A 21948-nucleotide genomic window follows, 5' to 3' on the forward strand; every position below is an offset into this window, starting at 1 on the left:
CCAAGCGGTGATCGCCCTGGCCCGCCGCCTGATCGACGTTATTTGGGCCCTGCTGCGCGACGGCCGTGAGTTCCATCCCTCACCACCGCTCACCGCGAACGCGGCTTGACATGGTCATTGAAACTCCTCGGCTAAGATGAGTGGCGACTCAACTTGTACCACGGCGGATGGAGGCCGTCATGCGGGCGGACGCGGAGCGCAACCGCGCGCGCATCCTGGACGCCGCGGAGGAGGTCTTCGCCGCGCAGGGCGCCGCCGCCTCCACCGAGGAGGTCGCCCGCCGGGCCGGCGTCGCCGTCGGCACGGTGTTCCGGCACTTCCCGGCCAAGGACGACCTACTCACCGCCATCATGAAACGGATGCTCGCCGCGCTGGTCGAACAGGCCGGCACGCTCGGCGGCCCCGACGGGCTCTTCACGTTCTTCGCCGGGATCCTCGCCCGCGCGGCGGAGCAGCGGACCGTCATCACCCTCACCGGCGTCGACCTCGGCGCGGCCATGCAGGGCCTGGAGGGCCCGGTCGGTCAGCTGCTCGACGACGCCCGGGCGGCCGGGACCGTGCGCGCCGACGTCGCGCTGCCCGAGGTGCTCGCCCTGCTCACCGGCCTCTGTCACGGGGCGCTGCACGGCGGCTGGGACCCGGAACTGCAGGCGCGTACGTTGGCGGTCGTGTTCGCCGGCCTGAGAGGATCCACGCCGTGACGAGAAAACGGGCCATCGTGCTCCTGACCGGCGTCCTGGCCACGGCGCTGCTGGCCGGCGGGGTCGCGGCGTACCCGATCCCGTACGTCGTGCTGGAGCCCGGGCCGACGGTCGACACCCTGGGCAAGGACGTGATCAAAGTGACCGGCGCGGACACCTCGGCGTCGGCCGGGCAGCTGCGGCTCACCACCATCGGTGTCCGCACGGAGATCACGCTCCCCGAGGCGCTCGGCGCGTGGGCCGACGACGACCGCGCGCTCGTGCCGCGCACCGTGGTCTACCCGCCCGGCCTCAGCGACCAGCAGGTCGAGGACAAGAACGCGGAGTCCTTCAGCACCTCCCAGCGCAACGCGGAAGCGGTCGCCCGGCGCGAGGTCGGCCGCCCCTTCCAGGTGACGTTCGGCGCCGAGGACATCGGCGGTCCCAGCGCCGGCCTGATGTTCACCCTCGGGCTCATCGACAAGCTGACCCCGGCGGACCTGACCGGCGGGCGGATCATCGCGGGCACGGGCACCGTCGACGAGGCCGGCAAGGTCGGCCGGATCTCGGGCATCCCGCAGAAGCTCCTCGGCGCCAAGGCGGCCGGCGCGCAGATCTTCCTGGTGCCGGCGGACAACTGCGCGGAAGCGGTCCGCAACGCGGTGCCCGGCCTGCCGATGGCCAAGGTCGCCACGGTGGACGACGGGCTGGCCGCGCTCAGGACCTTCACCGCCGGCGGCACCCCGCCGCCGTGCCCGGGTTCCCCGTAGCGGGTTCCCCGGGCCGGCGGGCCGGTCACTGAAAAAGGTTCACTGCAGTTGCAGGGGTACGACGTCCGGGGCGCCCAGGCGCGCCGCGTCCGCCGTCTCGTCGTCCGGCTGTTCCTGGGAGGCGCGTTCCGCCTCCACGCGCAGCCGGTAGTGCTCGACCTCGCGTTCGCGCTGCTCCTTGGTCCAGCCCAGCACGTCTCCCATCAGGTCGGCGACCATCGGGGCCGCGCCGACGCCGCGGTCGAAGGTCTCGATGGAGATGCGGGTACGGCGGGTGAGCGCGTCCTCGAGGTGGCGGGCGCCCTCGCGTGCCGCCGCGTACGTGATCTCGGCGCGCAGGTGGTCCTCGGCGCCCTCGAGGGGACGGCCCAGGTCGGCGTCCTCGCGGATCAGGTCGAGGACCTCGTGGACCAGCGAGCCGTACCGGCCGAGCAGGTGCTCGACGCGGGCGACGTGCAGGCCCGACTCCTCGGCGAGGACCCGGCGGCGGTTCCACAGCGCCTGGTAGCCCTCCGCGCCGAGCAGCGGGACGCGGTCCGTGCACGAGCGGGGCACGGAACGGCCCAGCCCGTGCACCGCAGCGTCGATCGCGTCCTTGGCCATCACCCGGTACGTCGTGTACTTGCCGCCCGCCACCACGACCAGCCCCGGCACCGGGCTGGCGACAGTGTGCTCGCGGGACAGCTTCGAGGTCGACTCCGACTCGCCGGAGAGCAGGGGGCGCAGGCCCGCGTACACGCCCTGCACGTCGGCGCGGTCCAGGGGCGTCGCGAGGACGTGGTTGACCTGGCCCAGCAGGTAGTCGATGTCGGTGCTGGACGCCGCCGGGTGTGACTTGTCCAGCCGCCAGTCGGTGTCCGTGGTGCCGATGATCCAGTGCCGGCCCCACGGGATGACGAACAGCACGCTGCTGGGCGTACGCAGGATCAGGCCGGTGGACGACTGGATCCGGTCGCGCGGCACCACCAGGTGGATTCCCTTGCTCGCGCGGACGTGGAACTGCCCGCGCTCGCCGACCAGCGCCTGCGTGTCGTCGGTCCACACCCCGGTCGCGTTGACGACGAGCTGCGCGCGGACCTCGAACGTCCGGTCGTGCTCGAGGTCGTGCACGCGCACGCCGGTGACCCGTTCGCCCTCGCGCAGGAAGCCGACCACCTCCGCGCGGGAGGCGACGTGCGCGCCGTACGCGGCCGCGGTCCGGGCCAGGAACATGGTGTGGCGGGCGTCGTCGATCTGGGCGTCGTAGTACTGCAGCGCCCCGACCAGCGCGTCCTTCTTCAACGCCGGGCAGGCCCGCAGCGCGCCGCGGCGGGTCAGGTTCCGGTGCCGGGGCAGGCCGCCCTGCGTGGTCGCCATGAGGTCGTAGAGCTGCACGCCGGTGCCCGCGTACAGCCGTTCCCACACGCGGTGCTGCAGCGGGTAGAGGAACGGCACCGGGCGGGCCAGGTGCGGCGCGAGGCGTTGCAGGATCAGACCGCGTTCCCTGAGCGCCTCGCGGACCAGGGCGAAGTCCAGCATCTCCAGGTAGCGCAGGCCGCCGTGGATGAGCTTGCTGGAGCGGCTCGAGGTGCCCGAGGCGAAGTCGCGCGCCTCGAGCAGGCCCACGGACAGGCCGCGGGTGACGGCGTCGAGGGCACACCCGGTGCCCACCACGCCGCCGCCCACGACCAGCACGTCGACCTCGTGATCGGCCAGCGCGGCGAGCGCCGCGTCGCGGCCGGTGGGGGAGAGATCGGTGTCAGTCAACGTCAACCCAATCGAGAGTTCGCTCCACGGCCTTCTTCCACCGTCCGTACCCGTGTTCCCGCTGCTCGTCCGTCCACGCCGGCTGCCAGCGCTGGGACTCGTTCCAGTTCTCCCGCAGCTCGTCCGTGTTCTTCCAGAAGCCGACGGCCAGGCCGGCCGCGTACGCGGCGCCCAGCGCGGTCGTCTCCGCCACCACCGGGCGGCTCACGGCGACGCCGAGCACGTCCGCCTGGATCTGCATGCACAGGTTGTTGACGGTGATGCCGCCGTCCACCTTGAGCACGTCGAGCCGCACGCCGGAGTCCTGCGCCATCGCCTCGACGACGTCGCGGGTCTGGTAGCAGATCGATTCGAGGGTGGCCCGGGCCAGGTGCGCGTCGGTGTTGAAGCGGGACAGGCCGACGATCGCGCCGCGCGCGTCGGAACGCCAGTACGGCGCGAACAGGCCCGAGAACGCCGGGACGAAGTAGACGCCGCCGGTGTCCGGGACCGAGGCGGCCAGCGTCTCGCTGTCGGAGGCGGCCTTGATGATGTGCAGCTGGTCGCGCAGCCACTGCACGGCCGAGCCGGTCACCGCGATCGAGCCCTCGAGGGCGTACACGGGTGCGGCGTCGCCGAACTTGTAGCAGACCGTCGTCAGCAGGCCGTTCTCCGACCGTACGAGCTCCGTACCGGTGTTGAGCAGCATGAAGTTGCCGGTGCCGTACGTGTTCTTGGCCTCGCCGACGTTGAAGCAGACCTGCCCGACCGTGGCGGCCTGCTGGTCGCCGAGGTCGCCGGTGAGCGGGACCTCCCCGCCCAGCGTGCCCGGCCAGCGGGCCATGCCGTAGGTGTTCGGGTCGGACGACGGCCGGATCTCCGGCAGCATCTGCCGCGGGATGCCGAAGAAGCCGAGCAGCTCGTCGTCCCAGTCGAGGGTCTCGAGGTTCATCAGCATGGTGCGGCTGGCGTTGGTGACGTCGGTGATGTGGTTGCCGCCGTCGACGCCGCCGGTCATGTTCCACAGCAGCCAGCTGTCGGTGTTGCCGAAGATCGCGTCGCCGCGCTCGGCGGCCTCGCGCACCCCGTCGACGTTGTCCAGGATCCACTGGATCTTGCCGCCGGAGAAGTACGTGGCCGGCGGCAGCCCCGCCTTGCGCCGGATCACGTCGCCCCGGCCGTCGCGGTCCAGTGCGGAGGCGATCCGGTCGGTACGCGTGTCCTGCCAGACGATCGCGTTGTAGTACGGCCGCCCGCTGCGCCGGTCCCACACCACCGCGGTCTCGCGCTGGTTGGTGACGCCCAGCGCCGCCAGGTCGGTCGCACCCAGGTTCGCCTTCTGCATCGCCGTCCGCACGACCGAGACGGTCCGCTCCCAGATCTCGACCGGGTTGTGCTCCACCCAGCCGGCCTGCGGCAGGATCTGCTCGTGCTCCAGCTGGTGGCGGGCCACCTCGTTGCCGCCGTGATCGAAGATCATGAAACGGGTGCTGGTGGTGCCCTGGTCCACTGCGCCGACGAAGTCAGCCACGACGTGCCTCCATGGTCTCGGGGGTGTCCTGGGTGGGGATGCGGCCCGGCTCCGGCGGCTCCGCCACGGGCAGGAAGCGCCCGACCAGCACCTGGTAGAGCCCGGCGCCGAGGAGACCACCGAGGACCGGTGCCACGATCGGTATCCAGAAATACAGGTAGCCGGTCTGGTCGCGCCACGCCCCGCCGTACCCGGTGAAGAAGCTTGCCAGGCGGGGGCCGAAGTCGCGGGCCGGGTTGATGGCGTACCCGGCGTTGGTGCCCCACGCCATGCCGATCGCGACAACGATCAGGCCGATGATGAACGGCGCCATGTTCGCCGCCGGCGGCGTCCCGGCCACGTCCGTGATCGCCAGGATGAGGAACAGCAGGATGGCCGTGCCGATGATCTGGTCACGGAACGCCCCCCACTCGCCGACCGGCAAGGTCCCGTTGCCGGGCAGCGTGGAGAACACGCCCTGCGTCTTGACCGTCAGGTTCGGGTCGGCCTGGTGCAGGACCTCGGTGTAGTTCCACCGCACGAGCAGCGCGGCGACGAACGCGCCGAGCGTCTGCGCGATCGAGTAGGGGATCACCTTGCGCCACTCGAAGCCCTTGAAGGCGGCGAGCGCGATGGTGACGGCGGGGTTGAGGTGGGCGCCGCTGATGCGGCCGGCGACGTAGACGCCCAGCGTGACGCCCAGCCCCCACGCCCAGGCGATGGAGTCGTGATCGCCGATGCCGCCGCCGACCACCTGGGCGACGACACCCGTGCCGAAGAGGATGAGGATCATCGTCCCGGCGAACTCGGCGGCCAGCTCGGCCGCCAGCGGCGGGACTTTCCGTTGTGCTGCCATGACGCGACGCTATGGACGGCGGTCCGCCCGGACAATGAACGCCGTTCGGCATTGTCGAACACCGACGTCTGTGCCGGGCGTCACACGCTGGCATAGGCTCCGAAACATGCCCGGCACGGTGCAGTCGATCGAGCGGGCCGCGGCGATCCTGCGCATGCTGGCGGGCGGGCCCGGCCGGCTGGGCCTCGGCGAGATCGCCCGATCACTGGACCTGGCCAAGGGCACCGTGCACGGCATCCTGCGCACGCTGCAGCACGTCGGCTTCGTGGAGCAGGACCGGGTGTCGGGCCACTACCAGCTCGGCGCCGCCCTGCTGCACCTGGGCACCAGCTACCTCGACATCAACGACCTGCGGTCCCGCTCGATCAACTGGGCGGACCCGCTGGCCGCCCGCTCCGGCGAGGCGGTCCGGATCGGCACGGTCCTGCAGGGGCGGGTCCTGGTCGTGCACCACGTGTTCCGCCCCGACGACACCTTCCAGACCCTCGACATCGGCGCGCTGCTGCCGCTGCACGCCACCGCGCTCGGCAAGGTGCTGCTCGCGTACCGGGCGGCCCGGCCGGGCGCGTCGCTCGACCGCTTCACCCACCGCACCGTCGTCGGCGCCCGCGAGCTCGCCGCGGACCTGGACCGGGTCCGGGAGGCCGGCTGGGCCACCGACATCGAGGAGTACACCGTCGGCGAGGCGGCCGTGGCCGCGCCGATCCGCGGGTACGGCGGCCTCGTCGTCGGTGCCATCGGCATCTCCGGCCTGGTCGAACGCATCTGCGACAACCGGTACCGGCCGCACCCGCGGCTGGTCGGCTACGTCCGGGACGCCGCCCGGGCGGTCTCCCGCGACCTGGGGGCGGCCCGGCACTAGAGCACAGGCAGGGGAGGGACCGCCCATGACCGAGCGCTACGTGGTCGCCATCGACCAGGGAACGACATCGACGCGGTGCATCGTGTTCGACCGGCGCGGACAGCTCGTCTCCCTCGCCCAGCAGGAGCACAAGCAGTACTTCCCCAAGCCGGGCTGGGTGGAGCACGACGCGGCGGAGATCTGGCGCAACGTCGAACGCCTCGCGCCGCTGGCGCTGCGCCGCGCCGGCATCACCCTGGACCAGGTCTCCGCCGTCGGCATCGCCAACCAGCGGGAGACCACGGTCGTCTGGGACCGGCGTACGGGCGCCCCGGTCGGCCGCGCGCTGGTGTGGCAGGACACGCGTACGGACTCCCTGGTGCACCGGCTGCTCGAGGCCCCCGGCGCCGCCGAGGTGCAGGAACGCGCGGCGCTGCCGCTGGCCACGTACTTCTCCGGGCCGAGGCTGCGCTGGATGCTCGACCACACGCCGGGCCTGCAGGAGCGCGCGGAGCGCGGCGAGATCCTCTTCGGCACGATGGAGACCTGGCTGATCTGGAACCTCACCGGCGGCCTGCACGTCACCGACGTGACCAACGCGAGCCGCACCAACCTGCTCGACGTGCGCACCCTCGACTGGTCGCCGGAGTCGCTCGACTTCTTCGGCATCCCGCGGGCGATGCTGCCCGAGGTCCGGCCCTCGGTGTCGGTGCTGGGCACGGCGAAGGAGGCGTTCCCGGGCGTACGGATCGGCGCGGCGCTCGGCGATCAGCAGGCCGCGCTGTTCGGCCAGACCTGCTTCACCCCGGGCGAGGCGAAATGCACGTACGGCACCGGCAGCTTCCTGCTGCTCAACACCGGCGCCGACCTGATCCGCTCCGACAACGGGCTGCTCAGCACGGTCGCGTACCAGATCGAGGGGGAACCGGCCCAGTTCGCGCTCGAGGGCTCGATCGCGATCACCGGCTCGCTCGTGCAGTGGTTCCGCGACCAGCTCGAACTGATCACCACCGCGCCGGAGATCGAGACCCTCGCGCGGACGGTCTCCGACAACGGCGGCTGCTACATCGTCCCGGCCTTCTCCGGCCTGTACGCCCCGCACTGGCGCTCCGAGGCCCGCGGCGTGATCGTGGGGCTGACCTCGTACATCACGAAGGGTCACCTGGCCCGCGCGGTGCTGGAGGCGACGGCCTGGCAGACCCGCGAGGTCGTCGACGCGATGAACGCCAACTCGGGCCTGACCCTGAAAACCCTCAAGGTGGACGGCGGGATGACCGCGGACAACCTGCTCATGCAGTACGTCGCGGACGTCCTCGACGTGCCGGTCGTCCGGCCACTGGCGGCGGAGACGGTGTCGCTGGGGGCGGCGTACGCGGCGGGCCTCGCGGTGGGCCACTGGCCGGACCTCGAGGACCTGCGCCGCAACTGGCACCGCGCGGCGCAGTGGCTCCCGGCGATGGACCCCGGCCTGCGCGCCTCCGAGTACGGCAACTGGCGGCGCGCGGTCGAGCGGACCTTCGACTGGATCCAGCCCGCCTAGCCGGTCATCGCGTCCACTTCGACCGCACCTTGGCGATGACCCGGTCGACATCCTCCAGAGGCAGGCGCAGGTACACGTCGTCCCGCTTGCACCGGCCGATGTCGTCGATGATGAAGGTCCGCTCCCAGCCTCCCGACCGGTCCAGCTCTTCCTCGTCGTAGAAGCCGGCGGACACGCCCGACACACGAACCACCTGCCAGGCCTCGTCGATGGACGGGTGGTCGTCCGGCGCGATGGCGTAGTACCGGTAGATCCTCGGTGCGTCCGGGGCGAGGAGGCGCTGGGCGCGGGTGAGGTCAGCTGCCGCGGCCGCCCGTACGGTGTCCCACCGCCACCGCAGCGTGTCGCCGGCCACCGTCATGGCGGGCCACAGCGTCATTCCGGCATCCTCGATGATCGTCTCGAGGACGAAGGGCCGGTCGGCGACCTCGGCGGCGGTGGACGGCCTCGTGGTGAAGACCTCGAACTGCTCGGTCACCTCAACCGCGGTGGTGTTGTCGAGCGCCAGCTCCAGCAGCCGCCGGAAGGTCAGCCACCACCGGCGGGCAGAGCCCGGATCGAACTGCAGCGGACCGCCCGACCGTGGCGGGGCGGGGACCTGATCGATCCGGACGCCGCCGTCGCCGGGGGTCAGCGCGAGGAACGGTCCGGCCGGAGCGCCGGGCACCGGCCGGTCCAGGGCCAGCACCGTGTCGTCGGTCCAACCGGCCGCCACCGTGGCATCGCATGGCCACTCCGCGCACATCCACGGCGTGGGGTCCGCCTCCGCGGGGTCGGTCAGCACCAGCACCAGCCGGCCGGCCCGATCCAGGTACGCCTCGCGTACGGTCCCCGGGCGCTTGGAGACCGGGAACTCCAGGAGGCGGGCGACGCGCGGCAGCCGCAGTGTCGCAGGCAGGTCCGCCACCGGGGTCAGGGTGCGCTGCCACTCGCGGACCACCGGCCCGGCCCAGGTGGCGGTCACGGGGACGATCTCCGCCGCGTCCAGGTTCCCCACCGATGGGCGGGGCGCGTGCTGAGCCAGCTGCGCCATCTGCTCCTGCAGGGCCGACGTCGCGAGCTTCTCGGCGGCGCGGCGCAAGAGGTCGCGGAGTGGATCGTCACCGGCGACGGCCTCCGCGGCCGTCCGCAACGCGGCGACGTCGGCGACCGCCCGTTCGCCGTACCCGGACGGTGCCTGGGCCGCGGCGAGCAGCCGGCGCAGCGGCTCCGGGGGTTCCGGCGGCCGGGGCCGTGCCACCAGGTACCACCCGTCGCCGCTGTCGGTCAGCTCCGCGTGGGCGGCGACGAGCTCGTCGAGCTGCGCAGCGGCCTCCACCGCCAGCAGCGCCCACCCGAGCGGGTACCTCTGCGGGAACCCTGCACGCAGCGCCATCAGCAGCGACGCCTCCGTGCGCGGCCACCCGGTCGGGTCGGCGACGCTGAGGGTGCTGCCCGACTCGCCCGGCGCGACGGTGGCCGTCGCCACCGTCTCGGTGCCCCGGACCCAGACCGGCAGGACGGCCCGCAACGTCCGGGCGACCTCCGAGACCGGGTGGTCGTCGCCGCGCTTCAGGCGGGCCCGCGCCCGTGCCGGGTCCATGCTGGACTCTGCCGGGTGGACGCGTACGCGCGGGCCGCCGGCACCGGGAACCAGGTCGATCGGCACCGGCTCCAGCAGCAGCGCCCGCTTCCACTGCCCGGGATCGAGAAGCCGCTCGCACAGCTGCCGCACCAGGCTGTGCCGGCCCACGGACGGCGCCGGCTCCAGCGGCACGAAATACAGCACCGGTCCGGACGGGGTGTCCCACACGATGACGAAGACGGACACGGTCACGCCGTCGACCGTGACGTGCACCAGCTCCCGCACCCGCCGGCGAGGTGGCTCGGCCAGCCGTGCCCGCTTCGTCAACCACAGGTTCCGTCGCCCCGCCACCCGACCTCCGCCCACCGGACCACATTGTGAACCTGCATCATGTCCGCCGGAGTCCACCGGCGGTGGACCGGACTCCGGCGGGCGGTCAGCTCGGCGGGGGCGGGTCAGGTAGGTGAGGCGGACGTCCGCGGTCGCTCAGTGGCGGGGCGGGCCGGGGAAGGGGAACCATTCGACCGCGCGGAAGTCGCCCGTCTCGACGTACTCGTACGGCGCCCCGCTCACGCACTTCGGCACCGATTCCGTGCTGCCCGGGTCGAGCACCCAGCTGTAGCCGACGCGGTCCTTGCGGCCGTGGTCGTACACCGTCATGCCGCGGCGCACGCCGATCCATTGCGGCTGGCTGCTGTCGGTGATGACGCCCGTGACGACGGCGACGTCGCCGCCGACCACCAGGCAGTCGATGTTTCCTTTCATCCAGGCGCCCTCGCCGTTGAGGTAGTGGCTGACGGCGAAGGTGCCGCGCACGTCCAGGCCGAAGCCGTGCGCGTCGAAGGTGAAGCGGATGTCGTCGCCGGTGGCACGCCACAGGGTGGCTGTGCCGACGAGGCTGGCCTCGGTGGGTTCGGGGCGGGTGGCGGCGGCCGCCGGGGAGGCGGAGGCGGTCAGGACGGCGGTGGCGGCCGCGAGGGCCAGGATCGCTTTCTTCATGCGTTCAGCCTCGCCGCCGGCCCGCCGCGGCGGTTCCCGCCCGCGCGGGAACCGTTCTCCCTCGCGCGGGGGAGGGGCTCAGGACCCGGGGACGACGAAACCCGTCTCGTACGCGGCGATCACGGCCTGGGTCCGGTCGCGGGCGCCCAGCTTGGCCAGCACGTTGCCGACGTGCGTCTTGACGGTCTCCACGCCCAGCACCAGCCGGCCGGCGATCTCCGCGTTGGACAGTCCGTCGGCCATGAGCCGCAGGACCTCGCCCTCCCGCTCGGTCAGCGCGGCCGGTGGGGCGGGGCGGGCGTACGCGGCGGCGAGCCGGCGGATCGCGGCCGGGAACAGCAGCGACTCCCCGGCCGCCACGACTCGCACCGCCGCCAGGATCTCCTCCGGGCGGGAGCGTTTGAGCAGGAAGCCGCTCGCGCCGGCGTGCAGGGCGGCGTACACGTACTCGTCGTGCTCGAAGGTGGTGATCATCAGGATGCGCGGCGGGCTCGGTGAGGTCGCGAGCACGTGGCGGGTGGCCTGCAGCCCGTCGATGCGGGGCATCCGCACGTCCATGAGCAGCACGTCGGGCCGGGTACGGGCGAGCAGCGGCGGCACCTCCGCGCCGTCGGCCGCCTCGCCGACCACGGTCAGGTCGGCCGCCGTGGACAGGATCGCGGTCAGCCCCACCCGCACGAGCGCCTCGTCGTCGACGACGGCCACCCGGACCGGCGGCGCGGCGTTCACCACGGGAGCTCCGCGCGGACGCGCCATCTGTCCCCGTACGGTCCTGCGTCGAGCACGCCCCCCAGCAGGGTGACCCGTTCGCGCATGCCGGTGAGCCCGCGCGAGCCGCCCGGCTCGCCGCCGTCGCGCAGCGCGTTGCCGACCTCCAGGGTGACGCGCCGGGCCGCGACCGCGAGGCGCAGCTCGACCGGGCCGCCGGGGTCGTGGCGCAGCGCGTTCGTGACGGCCTCCTGCGCCAGCCGGTACGCCTCCCGCGACACCGCCGCCGGCACCTCGTGCAGCGGTCCGCTCGCCTCCAGGGTGACGGGCAGCCCGCTGGTCAGCTGATCCACGTCCGTCAGGCCGGGCCCGTGCGTACGGGTCAGCTCCCCGTCCCGCAGCACGCCCAGCACCCGGTCGAGGTCCTCCATCGCCGCCCGCCCGGTCTCCTCGATGCTGGTCAGCGCCCGCCGCACGAAGGCCTCGTCGCGCCCGAGCAGCCGGCCCGCGGCGCCCGCCTGCAGCACGGTCACGGTCAGCGCGTGTCCCACCGAGTCGTGCAGCTCGCGGGCGAGCCGGTTGCGGGCGGCCAGCAGCAGCGTCTCCGCCTCCAGCGCCGCGATCCGCTCCGCGCCCGAGGGGCCGAGCAGCACGGGAGCCATCACCGCGGCGAGCGCGCCGAGGCCGGCGATCGCGTACACCGTCGCGGGCAGCAGGATCAGGCCGAGCGGGATCAGCCGGCCGGGGCGGGTGACGAGCACGGCCGCCGCGGGCAGGGCCAGGAACAGCGCCGAGCCGACGACCGCGCCGACGGCGAGGTGCACGCCGAACCACAGGGCCGTCCGCAGCCGCGCCTCGCGCTCGATGCGGCCCGGCGGATCGGGCAGGTCCACGCCGAGCAGCCCGCGCACGGCCACGATCTCCAGGGTCCGGGTGCCGTGCAGGAACGGGGGTACGAGCCCGATCGCCGCCGCCGTGAGGATCAGCGGCACGACCACGGCCGCGGGGGTCGACCCCTCGCGCACCACGCGTGCCAGGCCGACGGTGACCAGTGCGTACGGCATCACGACCACCCCGCCGAGCAGCAGGTACGTCCCACGCCGATACGTCGTGGCGGCCACCAGGGGTCGCAGGAGCCGTACCGCCATGGTTCGGACCCTACCGTCCACGGTGCACTGTGAGGTTTCTTGTTTATTTCTGTGACATCATGCAGACTCACGGCTACATAGACGCCTGACGATGGATGGTCGCCATGTCGCCTCGTACCCGCCGTATGACCGCCGCCCTCCTCACCATGCTCACCCTGATCGCCACCGTCGCGGTGGACGCCCGGTTCCGGCCGGCCGCCGCGCTCGACAACGGCCTCGGCCGCACCCCCGTCATGGGGTGGAACAGCTGGAACCGCTACACGTGCGGCATCGACGAGGCGCTGATCCGCCGGCAGGCCGACGCCATGGTCAGCACCGGCATGCGCGACCTCGGCTACCGGTACATCAACCTGGACGACTGCTGGCAGACGAGCCGCGACAGCGCCGGGAACATCGTGGCCGACCCGGCCCGGTTCCCCAGCGGGATGAAGGCGCTCGGCGACTACCTGCACGCCCGCGGCCTCAAGTTCGGCGTCTACTCCGACCGCGGCACCCACACCTGCGCCGGCCGGCCCGGGTCCCAGGGGTACGAATACCAGGACGCGCGCTCGTACGCGTCATGGGGCGTCGACCTGCTCAAGTACGACAACTGCAACGCGACGCTCGACCAGCAGACCCAGTACGAGACCATGCGCGACGCGCTCGCCGCCTCCGGCCGGCAGATCCTCTTCAGCGTCTGCGCGTGGGAGTTCAAGCCGTGGGCGCCCAAGACCGGTAACCAGGCGCGCACCACCGGCGACATCGGCGACGACTACACGGTGGCCGCACCCGGGCTGCAGTCCGTCGAGCAGATCATCGACCGCAACAACGACTACGCGATGTACGCCCACCCGGGCTACTTCAACGACCCGGACATGCTGCAGGTCGGCAACTACGGCACCGGCGCCACGGCCGGCAACGGCATGACCGACACCGAATACCAGACCCACTTCAGCATGTGGGCGCTCATGTCGGCGCCGCTCATCGCCGGCAACGACCTCACCGCCATGAACGACGCCACCCGGCGGATCCTCACCAACCCCGAGGTGATCGCCGTCGACCAGGACCCGCTCGGATCGCAGGGCCGCCGGGTCCGCGACCTCGGCGACCGGGAGGTCTGGTCGAAGAAGGTCCAGGGATCGGGCGTACGGGTGGTCGCGCTGTGGAACCGCGGCGGGTCGGCGGCCTCGATCCGCGTGGACTGGCGTGACCTCGGGCTCGGCACGGGCGCGGCGACCGTACGCGACCTGCACGCCCGCGCCGACCGCGGCAGCTTCACCGGCGGCTACTCCACCACGGTCCCGGCCCACGGCGTCGCCCTGCTCCGGGTCGCCGGCACCGAGACGCCCGACGCCGTACGCATCGCCAAGACCGACCCCCGTGCCATCACCGACCTGCAGATCCGCACCGAGTTCCTGATCAACGACGAGTGGCACGACGACACCGAGGCGGTCGGCGCCTTCGACCGTACGGTGACGATGACCCTGGACGGCAACGGCGCGACCTGGAACGGCTCGCGGTGGGTCGGCGACCTGCTGCGTACCTCGGGCAGCACGGCCGGCTCCCCGGTGATCACCGTGAACCGCACCGACCCCCGGGCGATCTACGGCATCCGGGTGAACGCCACCTTCACCATCGACGGTCAGCCGCACCACGACTTCGAGGACCTCAACCTGCTGTCCGGCACGGTCAACCTGCAACTCGACGCGAACGGCGGCACCTGGAACGGAACCCAGTGGGTCGGCGACTTCCTGCGGGCCGGCTGACGCGCTTCAGGGCCTCACGCCAGGAGCTGCTCGCGCATCGTCCGGCCCGGGTTGAAGCCGCCGGCTACCCGGTTGGCCGTCAGGTCGTACACGTCGACGGTGTTGTTGCGCCGCATCAGTTCGCGGACCGGGGGCGGCAGCGGCGGCGGGTCGTCCATCGCCGCGCGGACGTCGCGTGCGGCGCCGATCAGCCCGGTTGCCAGGGCTGCGGCGTCGGCGTCCACCCGGACGAGGCCGAACTCCCAGCCGGCGATGGTCAGGTCGAGGACTTCGAACAGATGCCCGAGCAGCGGGTACGGATCGAGCACCCGTACCGTCCTCCGCGACTGCCCACCGACGGCCGTGACGGCCCCACGCACCTGGATGTACGGATGAAGCCGGCCGGGGAGCGCGAACAGCGGCCACCGCAGCGCGCTGCCGGCCTCCTTCCACAACGGCCGGTAGTTGCGCCGGTCCACGGTGACCGGCCGGCCGGTCCGCCGGTAGAGCTCAGCCGCCTGCGCCAGCAGGTCGGCATGGGCGGCGTCGGCGACCTCCCGCAGCGCTACGGCCGCGACCACCAGGCCGTCGTCGCCCTGCAGCTGCCCGGCGACGGCGGCGGCCTGTTCGTCGAACCGGGCCTGGACGTGCGGGCCGAAGCGCTGCCGGATGTCCAGCAGCAGAGCCTCCTGCCGGCCGGGATCGTGCTCCACCTGCCTGCCGGATCCCCGACGGAACCACCGCATGTCGCCTCATCTCAGCCGCCCGACGAACCCGGCCATGCTAATGGAGATCACCCCGCGGCGGCGTCCCGGTGGCGCCGCCGGGCTCGTTCCGCGCGGGCCCGGCGGGCACAATGGCGGCATGCCACAGGCCTGGTCGGACGAGTTCGACGGCCCGCTCGACCTCGGCGTCTGGACGCCGGAGACCGGGGGCGGCGGCTGGGGTGACGACCAGCTGCAGGTGTACGCCGCGGCCAACGCGTCGGTCACCGCCGACGGCCGCCTCGCCCTGGTCGCGCGGCGGGAGAACGGGACGATCACCTCGGCGCGCCTGATCACGAAGGACCGCGTGCACGTCCGCTACGGACGCGTGGAGGCCCGCATCAAGGTGCCGCCCGGGCCGGGTGTCTGGCCGGCCTTCTGGCTGCTCGGCGCGGACCTCGACCGGGTGGGCTGGCCGGCCTGCGGCGAGATCGACGTGATGGAGTACGTCGGTAGCCGGCCCACCACCGTCCACGGCACCCTGCACGGCCCCGGCTACGCGGGCCTCGGCGCCGGCATCGGCACGGCGTACGACCTGGGCCGGGACCTGAGCGCCGGCTTCCACGTGTACGGCGTGCAGTGGGCGCCGGACGAGATCCGCTGGCACGTCGACGGGGTGGAGTACCAGCGGCTGACCCCGGGCGACGTACCGGGGCCGTGGCCGTTCCGGCACCCGTTCTACCTGCTGATCAACCTCGCGGTGGGTGGCAGGTGGCCGGGGAACGACGCCCGCGGGATCCGGCTGCCGGCCACCGTGCTCGTCGACTGGGTCCGCATTCACGACGCCGAGATCTGAGGCGACCGCGCTTCGTGTCGCGGCCGCCGATGCGCGGCTCCTGTCGTTTGTCTCCCTCCGGCACGGGTAGCTGTTGATGTGACGAGGGGAGACGTTGATGACCCGCCGCACCGTCACGATGATCAGGTTGACCGAGACCGGTCACCGCACCGCCGCGCCCGGCCGCATCCTCGGCTGCCGGGTCACCGACCGCGACGGCAACCCGCTCGGCACGGTGGACGACCTGCTGGTCGACGCCGAGGCGCAGCGCCTGCGGCTGATCAGCGTCGAGCACGGCGGCGTGGTCGGCTTCGGTGCGACGCCCTCGTTCATCCCGGTCGAGGCCGTGGACGAGGTCACGGGCGAGGGAATCCGCATCGCGCTGCCGAGCGCCCAGGTCGCGGACGCGCCGCTCTACGACCCGACCGTCATGGAGCCGCGCGAGTTCTGCGAGAGCCTGTACGGCTACTACGGCTGCCGGGCGGCCTGAGCGTACGCCGGCCCCCTACTGTGCCGGGGTGGAGATCGTGTCGTTCGACGGGCCGGCAGCGCGGCCCATGGAGGCTTTCGGCAGCGTCGGCGTGACCGCGCAGGTGCTGTTCCAGGGCGACGCGGCGGTGGTCACCGTGCTGCGCGTGGCCGCCGGCGGCGAGATCGGCCGGCACCCCGCACCGGTGGATCAGCTTCTCGTGGTGACGCGGGGCCGCGGCGCCGTCCGGGCCGGCGATGGTGACTGGCAGAGCGTGCGCGCCGGGCAGGCGGTGGTGTGGCGCTCCGGTGAGGAGCACACCACCAGGGCCGACGAGGACATCGAGGCCGTGGTGGTGGAGGTGGCGGCCTCGCGATCAGCGCACGGGTAGCGGACGCGCCCGTCAGACGAAGGCGCTCAGGCCCGTCACCGCGCGCCCCACGATGAGGCTGTTGATCTCGCGGGTGCCCTCGTACGAGTACAGCGCCTCGGCGTCCGCCACGAAGCGGCCGATGTCGTAGTCGAGCACGATGCCGTTGCCCGCCAGCAGCTCCCGGGCCCAGCCGACCACCTCGCGCATGCGGGTCGTCGTGTACGCCTTCGCCAGCGCCGAGTGCTCGTCGCGGAACTCGCCCGCGTCCTGCAGCTGGGCCAGGCGTACGCACATGCCGAGCGAGCCCGTCACGTTGCCGAGCATGCGTACGAGCAGGTCCTGGACCAGCTGGAACTTGCCGATCGGGCGGCCGAACTGCTCGCGCTGCTTGGCGTACTCCAGCGCGATCTCGTACGCCGCGAGCATGACCCCGACCGCCTGCCAGGCCACGCCGCTGCGGGTCTGGCGCAGGATCTTCGCGGTGTCCTTGAACGTCCGGGCGTTCTGCAGCCGGTCGGACTCCGGCACCACGCAGCCGGTCAGCGTGATGTCGGCGTTCTGCACGATGCGCAACGCGATCTTGTTCTCGATCTTCGTGGCCGTGTACCCGGGATTGTCCTTGCCGACGACGAAGCCCTTGACCTGGTTGTCCTGCTCGTCGCGGGCCCAGACCACGATGAGGTCGGCGAACGTGGCGTTGCCGATCCAGCGCTTCTCGCCGTTGAGGACCCAGTGGTCGCCGTCGCGGCGGGCCGTGGTGCGCAGGCCGGCCGCCACGTCGGAGCCGCCCGTGGGTTCGGTGAGCGCGAACGCGCCGATCTGGTCGAACGTCGTCATCCGCGGCAGCCAGCGTTCCTGCTGCTCGGGGGAGCCGCACGTCTCGATGCTGCCCATCGCCAGGCCCGAGTGCACGCCGTAGAACGTGGCCATCGAGGCGTCCGCGTGGGCCATCTCCAGCGCGAGCCAGCCCGAGCACAGGTTGGAGTACGTCTTCCCGGCCAGCCCCAGGCCGGCGTACCCCTTGATCAGCTGGAACGGGAACTCGGCGCGCGCCCAATGGTCGTTGGCGATGGGGATCACCTCGGCCGCGAGGAAGTCGCGGACCCGGGCGACGGTGTCCGCCTCCTCCCGGCTCAACAGGTCCTGGAAGCGGTAGAGGTCACCCACGAGCAGCTCGGACATGATCGGGTCATACCCGCGCCGGGGGCTCATTAGACTTCCGCCTCATGCTCACCATGCAGGACGCGCTCGCCCGGCTCACCGCGTACTGGAGTGATCAGGGTTGCCTGGTCGTCCAGCCGATGAACACCGAGGTCGGGGCGGGCACCCTGAACCCGGCCACGTTCCTGCGCGTGCTGGGGCCCGAACCGTGGCGCGTGGTGTACCCCGAGCCGTCCGTGCGGCCCGACGACGCCCGCTACGGCGAGAACCCGAACCGCCTGCAGACCCACACGCAGCTCCAGGTCGTGCTCAAGCCCGACCCGGGCAACCCGCAGGAGCTGTACCTGGGGAGCCTGGCCGCGCTCGGCATCGACGTCGCCGCGCACGACGTGCGCTTCGTCGAGGACAACTGGGCCTCGCCGGCGCTCGGCGCGTGGGGGCTGGGCTGGGAGGTGTGGCTCGACGGCCTCGAGATCACCCAGTTCACGTACTTCCAGCAGGCCGGCGGGCTCGAGCTCGACCCGGTCTCGGTGGAGATCACGTACGGCGTGGAGCGCATCATCATGGCGCTGCAGGGCGTCACCCACTTCAAGGACATCGAGTACGCGCCCGGCGTCAGCTACGGCGAGGTGTTCGGCCAAGCGGAGTACGAGATGTCGCGCTACTACCTGGACGACGCGGACGTGACGGCCAACCGCCGGCTGCTCGAGCTGTACGCGGGCGAGGCACAGCGGATGATCGACGCCGGCCTGCCGGTGCCCGCGCACTCGTACGTCCTCAAGTGCTCGCAGGCGTTCAACGTGCTGGACGCCCGAGGCGCCGTCTCCACCGCCGACCGGGCCGCCGAGTTCGCCCGGATGCGCCGCCTCGCGGGTGACGTCGCCCGGCTGTGGAAGGCCCGCCGCGAGGAGCTCGGGCACCCGCTGGGCGAGGCGGAGCCGCTCCCGGAGGCCGCCGTGCCGCTGGCCGCGCCCGCCCTGTCCGGCGACGACCGCGCCCGGACGCTGGTGTTCGAGATCGGCACCGAGGAGATGCCGCCGTCCGAGGCCCGTACGGCCCGCGAGCAGCTCCGGCGCGACCTGACCGAGCAGCTCGGCCGGACCCGCCTCGCCCACGGCGACGTCCGCGTGCACGCCACCCCGCGCCGGCTCGTCGCCGTGGTCACGGGGGTGGCGGCGCGCGAGGAGGACTACACGCACACCGTGAAGGGACCGCGGGAGGGAGCGCCGGAGAAGGCCCGCGAAGGTTTCGCGCGTTCTCAGGGCGTACCCCTGGAGTCGCTGGAAACCGCTGACGTCGGCGGCGTCGCCCACCTGGTGGTCCGGCGGCACGTCGCGGGCGGCGCGGCGACCGCCGTGCTCGGCCCGGTGCTGGCCCGGGTCGTCGCCGGCCTGCGCTCGGCGAAGAACATGCGCTGGAACGACCCGCGCCTCGCCTTCACCCGGCCGGTCCGCTGGCTGGTCGCGCTCTGGGGAGACCAGGTCGTGCCGGTCGCGGTCGGCGCGCTCGAAGCCGGTCGCGAGACCCGCGTGCTGCGCACCGCGCAGGCGCCGCAGCTGCGCATCGCCTCCGCGGAGACGTTCATGGAGACCATCTCGGTCAACGGCATCGTCGCCGACCCGGACGACCGGCGCGAGCTGATCATCTCCGGCGCCCAGGACCTCGTGTACGGCGAGGGCCGCGTCGACGTGGTCGCCGAGGACGCGCTCATCGACCAGATCAGCTACCTCGTCGAGCAGCCCACCCCGCTGCTGGGCCGCTTCGACGACAGCTACCTGGACCTGCCCGGCGCGGTGCTCACGACGGTGATGCGCAAACACCAGAGATACCTTCCCGTACGCGACGACGCCGGCGCCCTGCTGCCGATGTTCGTGACCGTCGCCAACGGGCCCGTCGACGTGGACCTGGTCCGCGCCGGCAACGAGGCGGTGCTGCGCGCCCGCTACGAGGACGCGGCGTTCTTCTACCGCGCCGACCGCGACACACCGGTCGCCGAGATGCGGGAGAAGCTGCACCGGCTCACCTTCACCGACAAGCTCGGCTCGATGGCCGACCGCGCGACCCGCATCGCCACGCTGAGCGCTTTCCTCGCCACGGCCGCGGACGTGCCCGAGGCCGACACCGAGACCACCGCACGGGCCGGCGAGCTGGTCAAGTTCGACCTCGGCTCCCACCTGGTCACGGAGATGACGAGCCTGGCGGGCGTGATGGCCCGCGACTATGCCACCCACGCGGGCGAGTCCCCGGAAGTCGCGCAGGCGCTCCACGAGACGGAGCTGCCCCGCCAGACCGGCGACGACCTGCCGGAGTCCGTACCCGGTGCCCTGCTGTCGCTGGCCGACCGCCTCGACCTGATCGCGGGCCTGGCGGCGACGACCGGCCTGCCGACCGGCAGCAGCGACCCGTTCGCGGTACGCCGGGCCGTCCTCGGCCTGCTCGCCGTGCACCGCGCCCACCCGGACCTGTCGGCCATCGACCTCTTCGAAGCGCTGGACCGGGCGGCGTCGCTGCAGCCGGTCGAGGTCGATCCGGCGGTGAAGGCCGAGGTGCGGGAGTTCCTGACGCGCCGCCTCGAGCAGGTGCTGACCGAGGAGGGCCACCCGGTGGACCGGGTCCGCGCGGTGCTGCCCCACGCCGGCCGCCCCTCGGTGGCGGACCGCCTCCTGGCCCAGCTCGGCCGGCTGGTCGCCGACGGGACCTTCCGGGACCTGGCGGAGGCCATCCAGCGGGCCCGCCGCATCGTCCCGGCCGGCACGGCCGCCACGTACGACCCGGCGCAGCTGAAGGAACCGGCTGAGGTGGCGCTGCACGAGGCGGTGTCGCAGGTCCGTGAGCGGCTCGACGGGCGGCCCGACCTGGGCTGGTTCACGGAAGTCGCGGGCACGCTGACCGCGCCGATCAACACCTTCTTCGCGGAGGTGTACGTGATGGCCGACGAGCCCGCGGTCCGGGAGGCGCGCCTGGGGTTGCTGGCGGCGGTGCGGGATCTGGGGGAGGGGCTGCTGGACTGGGCCCAGCTGCGGCTCTGACCCTTGTTGCGATAGTCATCGGACTGCGCAGCCGACTATCGCCACGCCCGTCGGCACGCCCCGGCGGCGCCGCCCCGGCCGCGGCCGGGGCGCCGCCGGAGCGGGAGAAACTCGTCGACTAACGCCTGCCGTATTCGGTTCCCGTGTTCGCGTTGTGCGTTATGTCGATGGCGTAGACGACGACGGCGCCGATCCCACCGCGGCAACAGCTGCCGTCCAGGGTGAAGCCATTGAAGAAGTAGTCCGTCGAACCCTTACCCCGGGTATCCATGAGGAACGTCTTACTGTCCAGCAAGTTGTTCAGCTCGGGATCCGCATAGGCCGCGAAGAGGATTTCGCATTGGTGATTCGCTATGCAGTAACCGTGCGGACCGGCAACAGAAACGGAACGTTCCAGGAAGTTTCCGCTGGTCGTCACCTTGACGGCCAGTGCCCCTCCGGCGTGAGAATACGACACGGAGATAGGAAATGACGACGCCATGGCGGGCTGTGCGAAAACGAAGCTGCCGGAAAGTCCCAGGATGAGCGCCGCGAACCAAGCTGCGGCACGCCGCTTGGCATCGCCCCCGCGGGCCGCGCTCGACGTGCCCAGCGACCAGGACCGAGTAAATCCGATCACATGCGATTTCAGACGCCTTGACATATCACTCCCCGATTTGTAGATCACTGAGCCGCCATTGAACAGGGCTTGTCGACGCATGTCAATGAACCCATCCTGCGTAGCGGTTGGCGTCGACGTGGTGAAGGGCCGGGATGGCTCGCGCGACCGGCGTGGCTCGACGTGGGCGGCAGCGCGGCTTGGCGAGGGTCTTCGAGGTCTTCATGACGTCGTCCCGGCCACCACTTTCACGCTGTCGGCAGGAGCGCGATGGCCGGCTCAGTCGATGGTGAGGTCCGCGTACGCCCGCTGACCCGCCGTCACCGTCACCGTCACGCCCGCCGACGCCCGATCCGCGTGGCGGGCCACCATGACGTACCGGCCGGGCATCAGCTGCCACTGGTACCGGCCGGCGTCGTCGGTGAAGATCGCCTTCTCAGGCGCCGCAGGTGTGGACGCGTCGGCCGGCGCCGGCACCACGAGCACGCCGGGAGTAGGGCTGCCGGCGGTGTTGCGGACCGTGCCCGTGACGGTTCCCCACACCGCGCTGGCCGCCGGGGGCCGGGGCTGATCGGCCGTGCACGCGGCGAGTAAGGCGATCGTCAGCACGGCCACTGAGGTGCGTCCCGTCCAGGTCGCCATGGCGTCCCCCCATCAGCAGCGGAAACACTGCGGTGGGGACGGGCCGGGGCCCGCCCCCACCGGACCAACCGC

General features: G+C 72.3%; 20 protein-coding genes. 9 read left to right on the forward strand and 11 right to left on the reverse strand.

Annotated features, from left to right (window positions below; genetic code table 11):
- Positions 1-179 precede the first annotated feature (179 nt).
- Together IT780_RS38825 and IT780_RS38830 are read left to right on the forward strand one after the other, a co-directional pair.
- The gene (locus tag IT780_RS38825; protein ID WP_199516880.1) at positions 180-701 is read left to right on the forward strand and encodes a TetR/AcrR family transcriptional regulator; all 522 of its coding nucleotides are present in this window, start codon (positions 180-182) and stop codon (positions 699-701) included.
- Between the two features lie 14 nt (positions 702-715).
- Complete coding sequence (locus tag IT780_RS38830) at positions 716-1450, forward strand: YlbL family protein (protein ID WP_199516947.1); 735 nt, start codon at positions 716-718, stop codon at positions 1448-1450.
- 39 nt (positions 1451-1489) lie between these two features.
- Here the strand turns inward: IT780_RS38830 and IT780_RS38835 are convergent, their stop codons facing one another.
- From IT780_RS38835 to IT780_RS38845, 3 genes are read right to left on the reverse strand one after another with little or no spacing between them, the layout of a single operon-like run.
- A complete protein-coding gene (locus IT780_RS38835; RefSeq protein WP_199516881.1) occupies positions 1490-3196 on the reverse strand; it encodes a glycerol-3-phosphate dehydrogenase/oxidase in 1707 nt (568 codons plus the stop codon).
- Positions 3189-4706, reverse strand: a complete 1518-nt coding sequence (glpK, locus tag IT780_RS38840) for a glycerol kinase GlpK (RefSeq protein WP_199516882.1) — start codon at positions 4704-4706, stop codon at positions 3189-3191. Before glpK (IT780_RS38840) ends, IT780_RS38835 begins: the two co-directional genes overlap by 8 nt.
- Positions 4699-5541: an MIP/aquaporin family protein gene (locus IT780_RS38845; RefSeq protein ID WP_199516883.1), complete on the reverse strand. Its 843-nt coding sequence runs from the start codon at positions 5539-5541 to the stop codon at positions 4699-4701. The genes glpK (IT780_RS38840) and IT780_RS38845 overlap by 8 nt, the downstream gene beginning before the upstream one ends.
- 106 nt (positions 5542-5647) lie before the next feature.
- Between IT780_RS38845 and IT780_RS38850 the strand changes: the two genes are divergently transcribed.
- Positions 5648-6403 carry an IclR family transcriptional regulator gene (locus IT780_RS38850; protein WP_199516884.1) on the forward strand — a complete coding sequence of 252 codons (756 nt, stop codon included), beginning with the start codon at positions 5648-5650 and terminating at the stop codon, positions 6401-6403.
- A 25-nt stretch (positions 6404-6428) separates the two neighbouring features.
- Positions 6429-7922 carry a glycerol kinase GlpK gene (gene glpK / locus IT780_RS38855; protein WP_199516885.1) on the forward strand — a complete coding sequence of 498 codons (1494 nt, stop codon included), beginning with the start codon at positions 6429-6431 and terminating at the stop codon, positions 7920-7922.
- Between the two features lie 4 nt (positions 7923-7926).
- Here the strand turns inward: glpK (IT780_RS38855) and IT780_RS38860 are convergent, their stop codons facing one another.
- The 4 genes from IT780_RS38860 to IT780_RS38875 all read right to left on the reverse strand — a co-directional run bounded on the left by IT780_RS38860 (position 7927) and on the right by IT780_RS38875 (position 12341).
- The gene (locus IT780_RS38860) at positions 7927-9813 is read right to left on the reverse strand and encodes a hypothetical protein (protein WP_199516886.1); all 1887 of its coding nucleotides are present in this window, start codon (positions 9811-9813) and stop codon (positions 7927-7929) included.
- Positions 9814-9972: 159 nt separating this feature from the next.
- Positions 9973-10485 (reverse strand): hypothetical protein, encoded by a 513-nt coding sequence (locus IT780_RS38865; RefSeq protein WP_199516887.1) that lies wholly within the window; start codon positions 10483-10485, stop codon positions 9973-9975.
- 78 nt (positions 10486-10563) lie between these two features.
- Entirely contained in the window at positions 10564-11217 is a 654-nt protein-coding gene (locus IT780_RS38870; protein ID WP_307831616.1) for a response regulator, read from the reverse strand.
- Complete coding sequence (locus IT780_RS38875) at positions 11211-12341, reverse strand: sensor histidine kinase (RefSeq protein ID WP_199516889.1); 1131 nt, start codon at positions 12339-12341, stop codon at positions 11211-11213. Before IT780_RS38875 ends, IT780_RS38870 begins: the two co-directional genes overlap by 7 nt.
- Before the next feature lie 104 nt (positions 12342-12445).
- Between IT780_RS38875 and IT780_RS38880 the strand changes: the two genes are divergently transcribed.
- Positions 12446-14086, forward strand: a complete 1641-nt coding sequence (locus IT780_RS38880; protein ID WP_199516890.1) for a glycoside hydrolase family 27 protein — start codon at positions 12446-12448, stop codon at positions 14084-14086.
- Between the two features lie 14 nt (positions 14087-14100).
- Here IT780_RS38880 and IT780_RS38885 read toward each other — a convergent pair whose 3' ends face one another.
- Positions 14101-14811, reverse strand: coding sequence for a hypothetical protein (locus IT780_RS38885; protein WP_199516891.1), 711 nt, complete (start codon positions 14809-14811; stop codon positions 14101-14103).
- Between the two features lie 118 nt (positions 14812-14929).
- Here IT780_RS38885 and IT780_RS38890 point away from each other — a divergent pair, with 118 nt between their 5' ends.
- The 3 genes from IT780_RS38890 (at position 14930) to IT780_RS38900 (ending at position 16464) form a co-directional block, all read left to right on the forward strand.
- Positions 14930-15625 (forward strand): glycoside hydrolase family 16 protein, encoded by a 696-nt coding sequence (locus IT780_RS38890; RefSeq protein WP_199516892.1) that lies wholly within the window; start codon positions 14930-14932, stop codon positions 15623-15625.
- Between the two features lie 97 nt (positions 15626-15722).
- On the forward strand, positions 15723-16094 hold the full coding sequence (locus IT780_RS38895; RefSeq protein ID WP_199516893.1) for a PRC-barrel domain-containing protein: 372 nt from the start codon (positions 15723-15725) through the stop codon (positions 16092-16094).
- A gap of 28 nt (positions 16095-16122) precedes the next feature.
- Positions 16123-16464, forward strand: a complete 342-nt coding sequence (locus tag IT780_RS38900) for a cupin domain-containing protein (RefSeq protein ID WP_199516894.1) — start codon at positions 16123-16125, stop codon at positions 16462-16464.
- 12 nt (positions 16465-16476) lie between these two features.
- Here IT780_RS38900 and IT780_RS38905 read toward each other — a convergent pair whose 3' ends face one another.
- On the reverse strand, positions 16477-17628 hold the full coding sequence (locus tag IT780_RS38905; protein WP_233414233.1) for an acyl-CoA dehydrogenase family protein: 1152 nt from the start codon (positions 17626-17628) through the stop codon (positions 16477-16479).
- Positions 17629-17672: 44 nt separating this feature from the next.
- Here IT780_RS38905 and IT780_RS38910 point away from each other — a divergent pair, with 44 nt between their 5' ends.
- A complete protein-coding gene (locus IT780_RS38910) occupies positions 17673-20636 on the forward strand; it encodes a glycine--tRNA ligase (protein ID WP_199516895.1) in 2964 nt (987 codons plus the stop codon).
- A gap of 118 nt (positions 20637-20754) precedes the next feature.
- Here IT780_RS38910 and IT780_RS38915 read toward each other — a convergent pair whose 3' ends face one another.
- Both IT780_RS38915 and IT780_RS38920 read right to left on the reverse strand, forming a co-directional pair.
- Complete coding sequence (locus IT780_RS38915; RefSeq protein ID WP_199516896.1) at positions 20755-21336, reverse strand: hypothetical protein; 582 nt, start codon at positions 21334-21336, stop codon at positions 20755-20757.
- A gap of 177 nt (positions 21337-21513) precedes the next feature.
- Complete coding sequence (locus tag IT780_RS38920; protein ID WP_199516897.1) at positions 21514-21876, reverse strand: carboxypeptidase-like regulatory domain-containing protein; 363 nt, start codon at positions 21874-21876, stop codon at positions 21514-21516.
- Positions 21877-21948 lie beyond the last annotated feature (72 nt).

Source organism: Nucisporomicrobium flavum (assembly GCF_016464385.1).
In the GTDB taxonomy this organism is placed as follows: domain Bacteria; phylum Actinomycetota; class Actinomycetes; order Mycobacteriales; family Micromonosporaceae; genus Actinoplanes; species Actinoplanes flavus_A.